The organism is Streptomyces sp. NPDC042102 (genome assembly GCF_055582305.1).
In genome coordinates this window covers 1,443,271-1,456,475 of the sequence record NZ_JBVJDL010000001.1, presented here as the reverse complement: position 1 = coordinate 1,456,475, position 13,205 = coordinate 1,443,271, and the positions used below count along the sequence as shown (strand labels likewise).

The 13,205-nt window shown below is 74.9% G+C and carries 10 protein-coding genes; 3 read left to right on the top strand and 7 right to left on the bottom strand.

The genetic code is table 11. The annotated features are described in order from the left end of the window. Positions 1 to 45: 45 nt before the first annotated feature. Positions 46 to 1,647 carry an ATP-dependent DNA ligase gene (locus tag ACZ6KO_RS05945; RefSeq protein ID WP_469300511.1) on the bottom strand — a complete coding sequence of 534 codons (1,602 nt, stop codon included), beginning with the start codon at positions 1,645 to 1,647 and terminating at the stop codon, positions 46 to 48. 193 nt (positions 1,648 to 1,840) lie between these two features. Between ACZ6KO_RS05945 and ACZ6KO_RS05940 the strand changes: the two genes are divergently transcribed. Continuing rightward, positions 1,841 to 4,582: an alpha/beta fold hydrolase gene (locus ACZ6KO_RS05940; protein ID WP_469300509.1), complete on the top strand. Its 2,742-nt coding sequence runs from the start codon at positions 1,841 to 1,843 to the stop codon at positions 4,580 to 4,582. Continuing rightward, positions 4,579 to 5,439, top strand: coding sequence for an ABC transporter permease (locus ACZ6KO_RS05935; RefSeq protein WP_401443603.1), 861 nt, complete (start codon positions 4,579 to 4,581; stop codon positions 5,437 to 5,439). The genes ACZ6KO_RS05940 and ACZ6KO_RS05935 overlap by 4 nt, the downstream gene beginning before the upstream one ends. A gap of 51 nt (positions 5,440 to 5,490) precedes the next feature. On the opposite strand, the gene ACZ6KO_RS05930 is transcribed toward ACZ6KO_RS05935, so the two are convergent. The 4 genes from ACZ6KO_RS05930 to galT form a co-directional block, all read right to left on the bottom strand. Further along, positions 5,491 to 6,456, bottom strand: coding sequence for a D-2-hydroxyacid dehydrogenase family protein (locus ACZ6KO_RS05930; protein WP_469300506.1), 966 nt, complete (start codon positions 6,454 to 6,456; stop codon positions 5,491 to 5,493). Further along, positions 6,453 to 7,424, bottom strand: a complete 972-nt coding sequence (locus ACZ6KO_RS05925) for an aldo/keto reductase (protein WP_469300504.1) — start codon at positions 7,422 to 7,424, stop codon at positions 6,453 to 6,455. The genes ACZ6KO_RS05930 and ACZ6KO_RS05925 overlap by 4 nt, the downstream gene beginning before the upstream one ends. Before the next feature lie 115 nt (positions 7,425 to 7,539). Then, positions 7,540 to 8,718, bottom strand: a complete 1,179-nt coding sequence (galK, locus tag ACZ6KO_RS05920) for a galactokinase (RefSeq protein ID WP_469300502.1) — start codon at positions 8,716 to 8,718, stop codon at positions 7,540 to 7,542. Beyond that, positions 8,706 to 9,752: a galactose-1-phosphate uridylyltransferase gene (gene galT, locus ACZ6KO_RS05915; protein WP_469300501.1), complete on the bottom strand. Its 1,047-nt coding sequence runs from the start codon at positions 9,750 to 9,752 to the stop codon at positions 8,706 to 8,708. Before galT ends, galK begins: the two co-directional genes overlap by 13 nt. Before the next feature lie 193 nt (positions 9,753 to 9,945). Here galT and ACZ6KO_RS05910 point away from each other — a divergent pair, with 193 nt between their 5' ends. Further along, on the top strand, positions 9,946 to 10,329 hold the full coding sequence (locus ACZ6KO_RS05910; RefSeq protein WP_469300498.1) for a VOC family protein: 384 nt from the start codon (positions 9,946 to 9,948) through the stop codon (positions 10,327 to 10,329). Positions 10,330 to 10,347: 18 nt separating this feature from the next. On the opposite strand, the gene ACZ6KO_RS05905 is transcribed toward ACZ6KO_RS05910, so the two are convergent. Beyond that, positions 10,348 to 12,705 carry a caspase, EACC1-associated type gene (locus tag ACZ6KO_RS05905; RefSeq protein WP_469300496.1) on the bottom strand — a complete coding sequence of 786 codons (2,358 nt, stop codon included), beginning with the start codon at positions 12,703 to 12,705 and terminating at the stop codon, positions 10,348 to 10,350. Beyond that, complete coding sequence (locus ACZ6KO_RS05900) at positions 12,702 to 13,154, bottom strand: effector-associated constant component EACC1 (protein WP_469300492.1); 453 nt, start codon at positions 13,152 to 13,154, stop codon at positions 12,702 to 12,704. The genes ACZ6KO_RS05905 and ACZ6KO_RS05900 overlap by 4 nt, the downstream gene beginning before the upstream one ends. Positions 13,155 to 13,205 lie beyond the last annotated feature (51 nt).

Genomic DNA, 13,205 nt, shown 5'->3' with positions numbered 1-13,205 from the left:
CTGGCAATCTCTCTTGCCTCTGAGGCAAAACCGGGTGCGGGGTCCTCACTCCCCGGGTCCCACGGACCCCTCAGGCCCCACGGACCACCCAGGCCCCACGGACTCCTCAGGCCCCACGGGCTCCTCGGTGCCCAGCACCGTCTCCACCGTGTCCGCCTCCGCCGCCGTCTTGTCCGGGCGGTGCCGCAGCACCCGCGCGAACCGCAGCGCGACCCCGGCCGGGTAGCGCGGGGAACGCTGCAGGCCGTCGAAGGCGATCTCCACCACCAGCTCCGGCCGCACCCGTACGGTGAAGCCGTCGTCGTCGGTCGCCAGCCCGCCCAGCCGCGCGGTCTGCCAGCGCAGCATCTCGTCGGTGAGCCCCTTGAAGGTCTTGCCGAGCATCGCGTACGTGCCGTCGGCGGCCCGTGCGCCCAGGTGCAGGTTGGACAGCAGCCCGGTGCGCCGCCCGTGGCCCCACTCGGCGGCCAGCACCACGAGGTCCAGGGTGCGCACCGGCTTGACCTTGAGCCAGTGCTTGCCGCGCCGGCCCGCCGCGTACACCGAGTCCAGCCCCTTGACCATGACCCCTTCGTGGCCGCGCCGCAGGGTCTCGGCCCAGAACCGCTCGGCCTCCTCCCGCTGCGCCCGCGGGTCCTCGACCACGAGTCGGCGCACCCGGGCCTCCTCGGGCACGAGGCGGGCCAGCGCCGCGTACCGCAGGCGGACCGGCAGGTCGAGCAGGACCTCGCCGTCGGCGGCCAGGACGTCGAAGAAGTACGGCGTGACGGCCAGCGTCCGGCGGGCCGCCGCCACGTCGGTCCGCGAGCCGACCCGGCTCGCGACCGCCTGGAAGGGGACCGGACGCCCGTCCGGACCCGTTCCGACGACCTCGCCGTCGAGGATGAACCGGTCGCCCGGCAGTGCCCGGGCCAGCTCGGTGACCTCGGGCAGCCGGTCGGTGATCTCGTCCAGGGACCGCGTGTGGACCCGTACTTCGTCGCCGTCGCGGTGCACCTGGATCCGGATGCCGTCCAGCTTCTCCTCCACGGCGCACGGCCCGAGCGCCTCCAGCGCCTCGGCCACCGACTTCGCCGTGCCGGCCAGCATGGGCTGCACCGGCCGGCCCACCCGCAGGGTGAAGCCGCCCAGCGCCGGGGTGCCCCCGGCCAGGACGGCCGGTGCCACCCGGGCCAGCGAGCCGTCGAGCATCACCGCCCGGCGCAGCGCGGCGGCCGGCACCCCGGCGGCCGCGGCCACGCCCTCCAGGGCCACCGCGTCCAGCGCCCCCTGGCGGACCTCGCCGGAGAGCAGGGAGCGCAGGAAGCGCTGCTCGTCCGCCGTCGCCGCGCCGAGCAGCCCGGCCACGATCCGGCGCCGCTCCCCCTGCGCTCCGGTACCGGAGACCGACGCGAGCGCGGTGACCGCCTCGTCCACGGCCGGTACGGTCAGCGTCGGCCGCGGCGCCGGCGGGACCTCGGCGGCCAGGGTCCGCCAGCCGATGCCGGGCCGGCCCTGGGGCAGCCGCCCGGCCAGGTAGGAGATGACCAGGCCGGCCTCGTCGGGCGGCGCGGCCGCGAACAGCTCCGCGAGCAGGGCGACCTTGCGCGACCGGGCGGAGGTGCCGGCGACCTCCCGGGACACGCGCGCGACCTCGGCCAGCAGCATGCGGCCATCCTCGCTCCCGGCGCCCCGGGGCGCAGGTCGGGCGAGGCGCGCGCGGCCTGGGCGGTGTCCCACGTGCCCGGGGCGGTGTACCGCACGTGCGGTACGTCCGGGCGGCGGCGTAGTCCTTGAGAAGGTGCGGAGTTCCGCCTGGAGGCTATCGGGCCGGGGCGGCCCGTCCGATTAGGGTCGACGTATGAAGCTCCGACTGCCCAGGCGCCGGCGCGGCCGCCTCCTCGCCGGCGCGGCCGTGCTCGCCGTCGTCGCGGGGGCCGGCACCTGGACCGCCGCCGCGTCCGGCGAACCGCCGCCCGTGCACCGCAAGGACACCGTGCTGGAGATGCCCGGCGCGGCCATCGACACCTCGTACTTCACCGCGCCGGGCGCGGGGGAACGGCCCGCCGTGCTCCTCGCCCACGGCTTCGGCGGCAGCAAGGAGGACCTGCGCGAGTACGCCGAAGAGCTCGCGCGCGACGGGTACGCCGTGCTGACCTGGTCCGCGCGCGGGTTCGGCCGCTCGGGCGGCCGGATCGGGCTGAACGACCCCGAGGCCGAGGTCAAGGACGTCTCGCGGCTCATCGACTGGCTGGCGAAGCAGCCCGGCGTACGGCTCGACGCGGACGGCGATCCCCGGGTGGGCATGGCCGGCGGCTCCTACGGCGGGGCGATCTCGCTGCTGGCCGCCGGGTACGACCGGCGGGTGGACGCGATCGCTCCGCAGATCACGTACTGGAACCTCGCGGACGCGCTGTTCCCGAACGGCGTGTTCAAGAAGCTGTGGGCCGGGGTGTTCTTCACCAGCGGATCGGCCGGTGGGATCGGACTCGCCGGTCCGGGCGGACCGGGCGCGGCCACCGCGCCCGAATCCGGTCCCGCCCCCGGGGACGCCGCCCCCGCGGCGGCGCCCGGCTGCGGACGCTTCCAGCCCGAGCTGTGCGCCATGTACGAGCGGGTGGCCGTGGCCGGCGCACCGGACCCGCAGGCCCGCGAACTGCTGGAACGGCGCAGCCCCTCGGCGGTCGGTGACCGCATCAAGGTGCCGACGCTGATCGTCCAGGGCCAGAGCGACTCCCTCTTCCCGCTGGACCAGTCCGACGCCATGGCCAGGGCCATCGCCGCGAACGGAGCGCCGGTCGCGGTGGACTGGACGGCGGGCGGCCACGACGGCGGCGTCACCGAGACCGGCCGGCTCCAGGACCGGACCACCGCCTGGTTCGACCGCTACCTCAAGGACGACGAGAGCGTGGACACCGGTCCGGCGTTCCGGGTCGCGCGCACCGGTGGCATCGATTCCACCGACGGCGAGATCAAACTGCGCGGCGCGAGCTCCGACCGCTATCCGGGGCTGTCCGCCGGGCCGCGGGAGATCGCGCTGAGCGGCCGCGAGCAGAGCTTCGCCAATCCGCCGGGCGGCGCGCCGCCCGCGCTGTCCGCGCTTCCGGGGATCGGCGGCCAGCTCTCGGCGCTGGGGACCGGGTTCGCCCTGGACTTCCCCGGCCAGTTCGCCCGCTTCGACTCGGCCCCGCTCGACAGCGCCCTGCGCGTCACGGGCGCCCCGACCGTCACCCTGAAGGTGAGGTCGACGGCTGCCGACGGCTCGGCGGTGCTCTTCGGCAAGGTGTACGACGTGGGGCCCGACGGGGGGCAGCAGGTGCTCCCCCGTCAGCTGGTCGCACCGGTCCGCGTGAAGAACGCGGGCGCGGGCACCACCGTGAAGCTCACCCTGCCCGCCGTCGACCACGAGGTGCAGGCCGGCCACCGGCTGCGGCTGGTGGTCTCGGCCACCGACCTCGGCTACGCCACCCCGGCGGCCCCGGCGACGTACACGGTCGACGTCACGAGCACCCTCGTGGTGCCGGTCGCCGGGGACGTGACGACGGCCTCGGCCGGGCTGCCCGCCTGGACGTGGGGGCTGCCCCTCGGTGCCACGGCCCTGGCGGCCGGGCTGCTGCTCGTCCGCAGGCGCGGCGGCGCGGCGGGGGCCGGCGAGCGCGTCCCGGAGCCGGACGGCGCGCGGGACGACGTACCGCTGGAGATCAGTGGGCTGACCAAGCGGTACGCGAAGGCGCAGGACCGGTACGCGGTACGGGACCTGTCGTTCCGGGTGGAGAAGGGGCAGGTGCTGGGCCTGCTCGGACCCAACGGCGCGGGCAAGACCACCACCCTGCGGATGCTGATGGGCCTGATCACGCCGGACGCCGGCGAGATCCGGGTGTTCGGGCACCCGGTGCGGCCCGGAGCGCCGGTGCTGTCGCGGGTCGGGGCCTTCGTGGAGGGTGCCGGCTTCCTGCCGCACCTGTCGGGGCGCGCCAACCTGGAGCTGTACTGGCAGGCGACCGGCCGGCCGGAACAGGACTCGCACATGGCCGAGGCGCTGGAGATCGCCGGGCTCGGCGACGCGCTGGAACGGGCGGTGCGCACGTACTCGCAGGGCATGCGGCAGCGGCTCGCCATCGCCCAGGCCATGCTCGGCCTGCCGGACCTGCTGATCCTGGACGAGCCGACGAACGGTCTGGACCCGCCGCAGATCCGTGAGATGCGGGACGTGATGATCCGGTACGCGGCCGGCGGCCGGACGGTGATCGTCTCCAGCCACCTGCTGTCGGAGGTCGAGCAGTCCTGCACGCACCTGGTGGTCATGGACCGCGGGCAGAAGGTGGCCGCGGGCCCGGTCGCGGAGATCACCGGGGGTGGCGACACGCTGCTGGTCACCCTGGCCGGTGGCGCGGTCGGCGAGGTGGTGCTGGAGAAGATCGCGGCGCTGGAGGGCGTCGGATCGGTGGTGGCGGCCGACGACGGACTGCTGGTCCGGCTGGAGGGCGCCTCGGCCGCCGAGCTGATCGCGGAACTCGTACGGCTGGAGGTGCCGGTGACCGGTGTGGGACCGCACCGCCGGCTGGAGGACGCGTTCCTCACCCTGATCGGAGGCTCGGCATGACGGCGCTGGACACGGCTCCCGGGTACAGCCCGGGGCGGACGCTGCCGCTGCGCGTGGAGGCGCTGCGGCAGTGGCGCCGGCGGCGGACGCTGGTGATGGGCGGGATCCTGGCGGCCCTGCCGTTCGTCCTGATCGTCGCGTTCGCGGTGGGCGGCGGCCCCGACGGCGGCCCGGACGGCGGCAACCGGATCACGCTGATCGACACGGCGACGGCGTCGGGCGCGAACTTCGCGGCGACCTGTCTGTTCGTCTCGGCGGGCTTCCTGCTGGTGATCCCCGTGGCGCTGTTCTGCGGCGACACGGTGGCGTCCGAGGCGAGCTGGTCCTCGCTGCGCTACCTGCTGGCCTCACCGGTGCCGCGGGCGCGGCTGCTGTGGAGCAAGCTGGTGGTGGCGCTCGGGTTCAGCCTGGCGGCGATGGTGCTGTTGCCGGTGGTCGCACTGGCGGCCGGCACGGTCGCGTACGGCTGGGGGCCGCTGAAGCTGCCGACGGGCGGCGAACTGGCGGCCGGGGACACCGTGGGACGGCTCGCGCTGGTGGTGGCGTACATCTTCGTGTCGCAGCTGGTGACGGCCGGGCTGGCGTTCTGGCTGTCGACGCGGACGGACGCGCCGCTGGGCGCCGTCGGCGGCGCGGTGGGGCTGACGATCGTCGGCAACGTGCTGGACGCGGTGACCGCGCTCGGCGACTGGCGTGATTTCCTGCCCGCGCACTGGCAGTTCGCCTGGGCCGACGCGCTCCAGCCGCAGCTGGAGTGGGGCGGGATGATCAAGGGCACGGCGGTGTCGGTCAGCTACGCGCTGGTGCTGTTCGCGCTCGCCTTCCGGGGGTTCTCCCGCAAGGACATCGTGTCCTGACGGGAGAACCCCGGGCGGTGCCCGGGGACGGCGGCGGCCGTCCCCGGGCGCTCAGCCCAGGACGCGGACGGGGGAGCCGTCGAGGAACGCCCGGATGTCCTCGACGGCTTCGCCGTAGTACGTCGCGTAGTTGCCGCGGGTGACGTAGCCGAGGTGCGGGGTGGCCAGCAGCCGGGGCGCACTGCGCATCGGATGGTCACCGGGCAGCGGCTCGGCGTCGAAGACGTCGATGCCGGCGCCCGCGATCGTGCCCGCGTGCAGGGCTTCGAGCAGCGCCTGCTGGTCGACGATGGCCGCGCGCGAGGTGTTGACCAGGTAGGCGGTCGGCTTCATACGGGCCAGTTCGCGGCGGCCGATCAGGCCCCGGGTGCGGTCGCCGAGGGCGAGGTGCACCGAGACGAAGTCGCTGGTCTCCAGCAGTTCGTCCGGTGAGCCGGCCAGGTCCACGCCGACCTCCTCGGCCCGCTCCTTCGTGAGGTTCCGGCTCCAGGCGACGACGTCCATCCCGAACGCCAGGCCGACCCTGGCGACCCGGCTGCCGATCTTGCCGAGGCCCAGCAGGCCCAGGCGGCTGCCGTGCAGGTCGGCGCCGAGCGTGCTCTGCCAGGGGCCGTGGGAGCGCACGGCGGCGTTCTCCGGGACGATGCCGCGGGCCAGGCCCAGCAGCAGGGCCCAGGTGAGTTCGACGGGCGGGGTGGACGAACTCGCCGTACCGCACACCACGACGCCGCACCGGCGTGCGGCCGCGTAGTCGATGACCGAGTTGCGCATGCCGCTGGCGACCAGCAGCTTCAGCCGGGGCAGCCGGTCGAACAGGCCGGCGGGGAAGGGGACCCGTTCGCGGAGGGTGACGACGATGTCGAAGTCGGCCAGGCGGGCGGCCAGCCACTCCTCGTGCGAGAGGTGGTCGGAGAAGACCACCGTCTCCACCCGGCCCTCGAGCGGGGACCAGTCGGCGAGGGTGGTCGCGGCCTCCTGGTAGTCGTCGAGGATCGCGCAGCGCAGCGGTCCCTTCATCGGCCGCCCCCCTCGCGCCGCGCCCCGGCGGTCTGTGCCAGCTGAGCGATGTCGGCCAGCAGCTCGGCGTCGAGCGGACGGTCCGCTACGGCCGCGTTGGCCCGTACCTGCTCGGCGGAGGTGGCGCCGGCGATCACCGACGCGCAGCCGGGCTGGGCGCTGAGCCAGCCGATGGCCAGCTCCAGCACGCTGCGGCCGTGCTCGTCGGCGAGCGCGGCCAGCGCCTCGACGGTGTCCAGGCGCTCCTCGGTCAGGTAGGAGTCGCGCCCTTCGAGCCGGGAACCGGCCGGAACCGGCGCGCCGCGCCGGATCTTGCCGGTCAGCAGGCCGTTGGCGAGCGGGAAGTAGGGCAGCACCCCGACGCCGTAGTGCACGGCGGCCGGGACCAGCTCCTGCTCCACGCCGCGTTCCAGCAGCGACCACTGGTTCTGCGCCGAGACGAAGGGGGCGGCGCCCGTCTCGCGGGCGACGTGGGCCGCTTCGGCGAGCTGCCAGCCACTGAAGTTGGAGTGGCCGATGTAACGGACCTTGCCCTCGGCGACCAGCTCGGTCAGCGCGGCCAGGGTCTCGGCGATGGGGGTGCCGGGGTCGGGGCTGTGCAGCTGGTAGAGGTCGATGTGATCGGTGCCCAGGCGGCGCAGCGACGCCTCGACGGCACGCCGGACGTAGGCGCGCCCGCCGCGGGATCCGGCGGCGGGCCCGTACTCCATGTCCATGCCCGCGTAACCGAACTTGGTGGCGAGGACCACCTGGTCGCGGCGGCCCTTGAGGGCCTGCCCGAGGTGTTCCTCGGAGCCGCCGCGGTTGCCGTAGATGTCGGCGGTGTCGAAGAGGGTGATGCCCGCGTCGAGGGCGGCGTCGACAACGGTACGGGTGGCCCGCGCGTCGAGGCGGCCGCCGAAGTTGTTGCAGCCGAGGCCGACGGCGGACACGCGCAGACCTGAACTGCCGAGGGGGAGATGGCGCACGGGGTTCGTTCCTCCAGTTGCGACGTGTGGGGTGTACATGATCGCTGCCGGGGCCATGCCCTGTCGCCGGAATTAAGGCTCCGGCGCCAGGACGTCCGCCCGTGCAGCGCCCGGGTCAGCGCAGGCGGCGGGCGCCGGCCGCGGGGGCGGCCGTGGTGATGCGCGGCGGGGTGTGGCCCGCCGCGGCGAACGCCCCGGTCACCGCCTGCGCGACCGCGGCCTCGGCGTCCGCGTCCACGAGCGCGAGGGCCGAGCCGCCGAAGCCGCCGCCGGTCATCCGGGCACCGTGGGCTCCGGCCGCCGTGGCGGTGGCCACCGCCAGGTCGAGCTCCGGGCAGGACACCTCGTAGTCGTCGCGCAGCGAGGCGTGGCCCGCGTCGAGGATCGGACCGGTCTCACGCAGCCGCCCGGCGCGCAGGAGCTCCTCGACGGCGACGACGCGGGCGTTCTCGGTGACGACGTGGCGCACGCGCCGGCGCAGCTCCGGGTCGGTGAGCCGGGCCAGCGCCGTGTCGAGCCCGCCGATGGGCACGTCGCGCAGGGCCCCGACACCGAGGAGGGCGGCCGCCTCGTGGCAGGAGGCACGGCGGCGGGCGTACGCGCCGTCCGCCAGGTCGTGGTGCACGCGGGTGTCGATGACCAGCAGCCGCAGGCCCGCCGCCGCGCAGTCGAACGGAATGGGACGGACCTCGTGCGTGCGGGTGTCCAGGTGCAGGGCGTGCCCGTCGGTGGCGCAGGCCGAAGCCATCTGGTCCATGATCCCGCAGGGCACGCCGACGTAGTCGTTCTCGGCCCGGCGGGCCAGGCGCGCCAGTTCGAGACGGTCGAGGGCCGGCCCGTACAGGTCGCCGGCGGCGAGCGCGGTGGCGACCTCCAGGGCGGCGGAGGAGGACAGTCCGGCGCCGGCCGGTACCTCGGAGCGCACGTGCAGGTCCAGGCCGCCGACGGCCAGGCCGGCTTCCCGCAGCGCCCACACCACGCCGGCCGGGTACGCGGCCCAGCTGTCGGCGCCACGGGGCGGGCGCGCCGGGTCGAGACCGGCGGGGCCGAGGGTGACCACGCCCGAGGGACGGTCGGCGGAGTGCAGCCGCAGCAGGCCGTCGGTGCGCCGGGAGACGGCGGCGTACGTGCGCTGCGGGAGGGCGAAGGGGAGGGCGAAGCCGTCGTTGTAGTCGGTGTGTTCGCCGATGAGGTTGACCCGGCCGGGGGCGGCCCACACGCCCTCGGGAGGGCTCCCGTACAGCGCCCGGAACTCCTCGGCGGTCCGTGCCGCCGGATCCGTCAGCCCGTGCATCGGGTCGCCACCTCCCGCAGCCGCGCGGCCGCGTCCTCGGGCCGGACGTCGTTCATGAAGGCCTCCATGCCGGACTCGGTGCCGGCCAGGTACTTGAGTTTGTCGGCGGTGCGCCGGACGGTGAACAGCTCCAGGTGGAGCGCGAAGTCCGCCCGCCCCTCCCCCGCCGGTGCCTGGTGCCAGGCGGAGATGTACGGGGTGGGCGCGGCCGTGCCGAAGAGGCGGTCGAAGCGGCGCAGGAGTTCCAGGTACACGCCCGGCAACTCGGCGCGGGCCGCCTCGTCCAGGGCGGGCAGGTCGGGGACCCGGCGGTGGGGGTAGAGGTGGACCTCGTACGGCCAGCGCGCGGCGTACGGCACGAAGGCCGTCCAGTGCTCGCTCTCCAGGACCACCCGGGTGCCCTGGCCGCGCTCGGCGGCGAGGACCTCGTCGAAGAGGTTGCCGCCGGTGCGGGCGCGGTGGGCGGCGACGGTGGCGAGCATGCGCGCGGTGCGCGGGGTGGTGAAGGGGAAGGCGTAGATCTGGCCGTGGGGGTGGCCCAGGGTGACACCGATCTCGGCGCCCCGGTTCTCGAAGCAGTAGACCTGGCGGACGCCGTCCAGGGCGGCGAGTTCGGCCGTGCGGTCGGTCCAGGCGGCCAGCACCAGCGCGGCCCGCTCCTCGTCGAGTTCGGCGAAGGAGGTGTGGTGGTCGGAGGTGAAGCAGATGACCTCGCAGCGGCCCGTGGCGCCGGCGAGGGAGGGGAACCGGTTCTCGAAGACGGCCACCTCGTAGTCCGGGGCCGGGATCTCGCCGGCCCGGAGCGGGGTGGAGGGGCACAGCGGGCACTGGTCGGCGGGCGGGTGGTACGTGCGCTGCTGGCGGTGGCCGGCGATGACGACCGCGTCGCCGAGCAGCGGGTCGCGGCGGACCTCGGAGACGGGGGCGGGCGCGTCGAGGGGTCGGGGGTCGGGGACGGCGCGGGCGGCGCCGTCGTCCGAGTCGTAGTAGATGATCTCGCGGCCGTCGGCGAGGCGGCTGCTCGTTCGCTTCACTTCGTTCCCACTCTTCGGTCGCTTCGGTCGGCCCGGTCGGCCCGGTCGCTTCGGTCGGCTCGGTCCGATTGTCGCCGCACTCGACGGGAACGGGGCCGTGCCCATAGGATCAAGGTCAGCGGCATCGCGTGTCGGTCACCGGCTGGGTGAGGCATGGAGGTGACCGCGAGATGCCCTTCGGAGGCATTGACTCATGGCAGTCGAGCTCAACCACACCATCATTCACTCCCGTGACAACCGGGAATCCGCCGCCTTCCTGGCGCACATCCTCGCTCTCGAGGTCGGGCCCGCGTGGGGCCCGTTCATCCCCGTCGACACCAGCAACGGCGTCACCCTGGACTTCGCGACCATTCCGGCGGAGTCCATCACGATGCAGCACTACGCGTTCCTGGTCTCCGACGAGGAGTTCGACGCGGCGTTCGCGCGTCTGAAGGCGCGCGGGATCACGTATTACGCCGATCCGCACCTGAAGCAGCCGAACGAGATCAACCACCACCACGGCGGCCGGGGCGTGTACTTCCTGGACCCGTCCGGCCACGGCATGGAGATCATCACCCGCCCCTACACGTTCGAGTAGCCGGGCGCCGGTAGTGGGTCAGCGGTCCTGATCGCCTTCGGCGACGGCGCCCACCACGATCGGGGTGCCGGCGGCGAACCGGCCGCCGGCACCGATGTCCGCGACGATGCAGGTGATGTTGTCGGGTCCGCCGGCGCGTAGGGCGAGCTCGATCAGGGCCGGCACGGTCTCGTGGGGCCCGAGACGGGCGGCCAGGACATCGGTCATGGCCTGGTCGGGGACGACGCCGGACAGTCCGTCGGAGCAGACCAGGTAGCGGTCGCCGACGCGCACCTCGCGGACGGAGAGGTCGGGCTCGACCTGCCCGACGCTGCCGAGCGCGCGCATGAGCAGGGAGCGCCGGGGATGGGTGGCGGCTTCCTCCTCGGTGATGCGGCCCTCGTCGACGAGGCGCTGCACCTCCGTGTGGTCCTGGGTGATCTGGGTGAGGAGGCCGTCGCGCAGCAGGTAGGCGCGGGAGTTGCCGACGTGCGCCAGGCCCAGGCGCCGGCCGGTCCACAACAGGGCGGTGAGCGTGGTGGTCATACCGTCGAGCCGCGGGTCCTCCTCGATCAGGGCGCGCAGCTGGTCGTTGGCGCGCTGCGCGGCGATGCCGAGCGAGGTGAGGAGGTCGGAGCCGGGGACGTCGTCGTCGAGCTGGACGACGGAGGCGATGACCTCGGAGCTGGCGACCTCGCCGGCCTCCGCCGCACCCGCGCCGTCGGCGACGGCCAGTAGCCGGGGGCCGGCGTAGCCGGAGTCCTCGTTCACCTTGCGGAGCAGGCCTTTGTGCGATCCGGCGGCGAACTCCATCGCGAGGGAGCCCGTCGTGGGCGGCACCGTCGGCCGGGGCGGGATGACCTGCCGGGGGCGCGGCGCGACCGCGGGGGCCGGCGGGGCCGGCGCGACCGTCGCCGGGCTGTGAGCCGGCCGCGGGCTCGGGGGCGTGAGCAGGGCCCACTCCAGCGCGTCGCGCATCGCGGCGGCGCTGCCGAACCGGCCGTACCACGCATCGCCCAGCACGATGGCGAGCCCGTCGGGGATCCCGGCCGGAACGGCCGGGGGCGGTCCCGCGCGGTCCGGCGGGCGGGCACCGCCGGTGAGCAGCTGATGGGCGCAGGCGGCCACCTTGCGCAGGTCGTCCGCGCGGGCGGCCGGCGAGGGGAGGCCGGTGCGGCAGTCGACGACTTTCACGTGTCCGGCCACGACCCGGATCCGGCCGGGATCGAGGTACCAGTCGGCCAGCCCGTTGCGATGGGCCTCGTCGAGCGCTCCGAGGATGTCCGAGCAGGCGCGTACCGTCCGTCCGAGGTCGCGCGGGCCGGAGCACCAGCTGTCGAGCGCGACCCCTTCGAGCCCCTCGGTGACAGCGTAGGGGCAGCGCATGCCCTGGACCTCGGTCTCACCGAGGTCCAGGACGACGGCGAGCGAGGGATGGGCCAGCCGGGCCCGGGCGCGCAGCATCGCGGCGAAGGCCTCCCGCCGGGCGGGGTCGGCGGCGCTCTCGGGGCGCATGATCCGGATGCCGACCAGCCGGTCGAGCAGGACGTCCCGGGCGGCCAGGGTGGTGGCGTCCTCGTCGGCGAACAGGGCCCCGTCGAGCGGGCGGTAGCGGTGGGCGATCAACTGTTCGGCGGGGCGCGGCGGTACGTGTGCCCGGTTGCGGAACAGGGGCAGCCGGCCCGCGGTGTTGCGGACCCGTGCCTGCGGCTCCGGCCAGGAGCGGGCCCGCAGGGCCCCGGCGAGCAGGGTGTACAGGTCGTCGAGGCGGAGCAGCTCGGGACCGTCGGGGATGCCGTGCTCCAGCAGGGAGAGCAGCTCTCCGGTGAAGGCGGTGTTGCGGGCTCCGGGCGGGGCGAGGGCCTGGGAGGACTCGCTCGCCGAGGCGATCAGGTACGTACCCGCGGCCTCCGCGCCGTTGGCCAGTTCCGCGGTGGCGTGGGCGGCGCCCATCGACCCCAGGGCGCGGCCGCTGTAGCAGCAGTCGAGGACGACGAGGACCCGTTCGGCGCGGCTGCGCAGCAGCTCGCGGCGGACCCAGTCGTACGGCATGACCGTGTCGACCTCGCCGGGGCGGGTGCCGGGCAGTGCGAGCCACAGGTCGCCGCGGTCGGGGTCGACCAGTCCGTGGCCCGCGAAGTACACCACCAGGGTGTCGGTGGCCGCCTCGACGGCGTGCCGCAGCGGCGCGATGGCGGCCGAACCGCCGGCCGGGTCGTGGACGAGGTGGCAGCGCTCGGCGGGCAGCCCCCACACCGCGGGGTCCCGCAACTGGTCCTGGAGGTCGGCCAGGTTGGTCCGTACGGCGGGGAGCCCGGGCAGGTGGGCGTACGTGCTGACGCCGATGAGTACCGCGCTCGACCGCTGGGGGTCGGCGGGCGGGCCGGACACCGTCATGCCCCGGCGTCGCCGTCCGCCGCGGTGGGGGCCGAGGGAGGTGCCGAGGGAGACGCCGAGGTGGGCGGTGCGGCGGGAGCGTCCTGGGCTGCGCGGCGGGCGTCGCGGGTCAGGGATTCGAGCAGCCGGGCCGCGGTCTCGGGGTCCTGCCCGTCCAGGGTCACCGTCACGCCCTCGTGCTCGAAGGTGACGGCGGGCGGCCGGGGGTGCGTGCCGCGCCAGGTGAACCAGGCCAGGGCGAGGCCGGCCAGCTGGACGCCGGACTCCACGGCCAGCAGGACGTACTCGGGCGCCGAGCCCATCGTCCCGGGAGCGGGCTCGGCGCCGCCCCACTCCACGCGTGCGTGGCGCCGTACGCGGTCGTCGTCCCGCAACCACTGGTGCAGCGACCGCAGTTCTCTCTCGGCCTCCGACGGCGCGGACTGCGAGCGGGCGATCGTGATGCGCATACGGCGGCTCCCCCGGTTCTCGGACCTGCCCACACCATGGCACAACGGGCC

Coding starts and splice junctions, on each gene's coding strand:
- ACZ6KO_RS05945 (WP_469300511.1), bottom strand. CDS start 1,647: ATGCTGCTGGCCGAGGTCGCGCGCGTGTCCCGGGAGGTCGCCGGCACC.
- ACZ6KO_RS05930 (WP_469300506.1), bottom strand. CDS start 6,456: ATGAAGGGACCGCTGCGCTGCGCGATCCTCGACGACTACCAGGAGGCC.
- ACZ6KO_RS05935 (WP_401443603.1), top strand. CDS start 4,579: ATGACGGCGCTGGACACGGCTCCCGGGTACAGCCCGGGGCGGACGCTG.
- galK (WP_469300502.1), bottom strand. CDS start 8,718: ATGCACGGGCTGACGGATCCGGCGGCACGGACCGCCGAGGAGTTCCGG.
- ACZ6KO_RS05900 (WP_469300492.1), bottom strand. CDS start 13,154: ATGCGCATCACGATCGCCCGCTCGCAGTCCGCGCCGTCGGAGGCCGAG.
- ACZ6KO_RS05940 (WP_469300509.1), top strand. CDS start 1,841: ATGAAGCTCCGACTGCCCAGGCGCCGGCGCGGCCGCCTCCTCGCCGGC.
- ACZ6KO_RS05910 (WP_469300498.1), top strand. CDS start 9,946: ATGGCAGTCGAGCTCAACCACACCATCATTCACTCCCGTGACAACCGG.
- ACZ6KO_RS05905 (WP_469300496.1), bottom strand. CDS start 12,705: ATGACGGTGTCCGGCCCGCCCGCCGACCCCCAGCGGTCGAGCGCGGTA.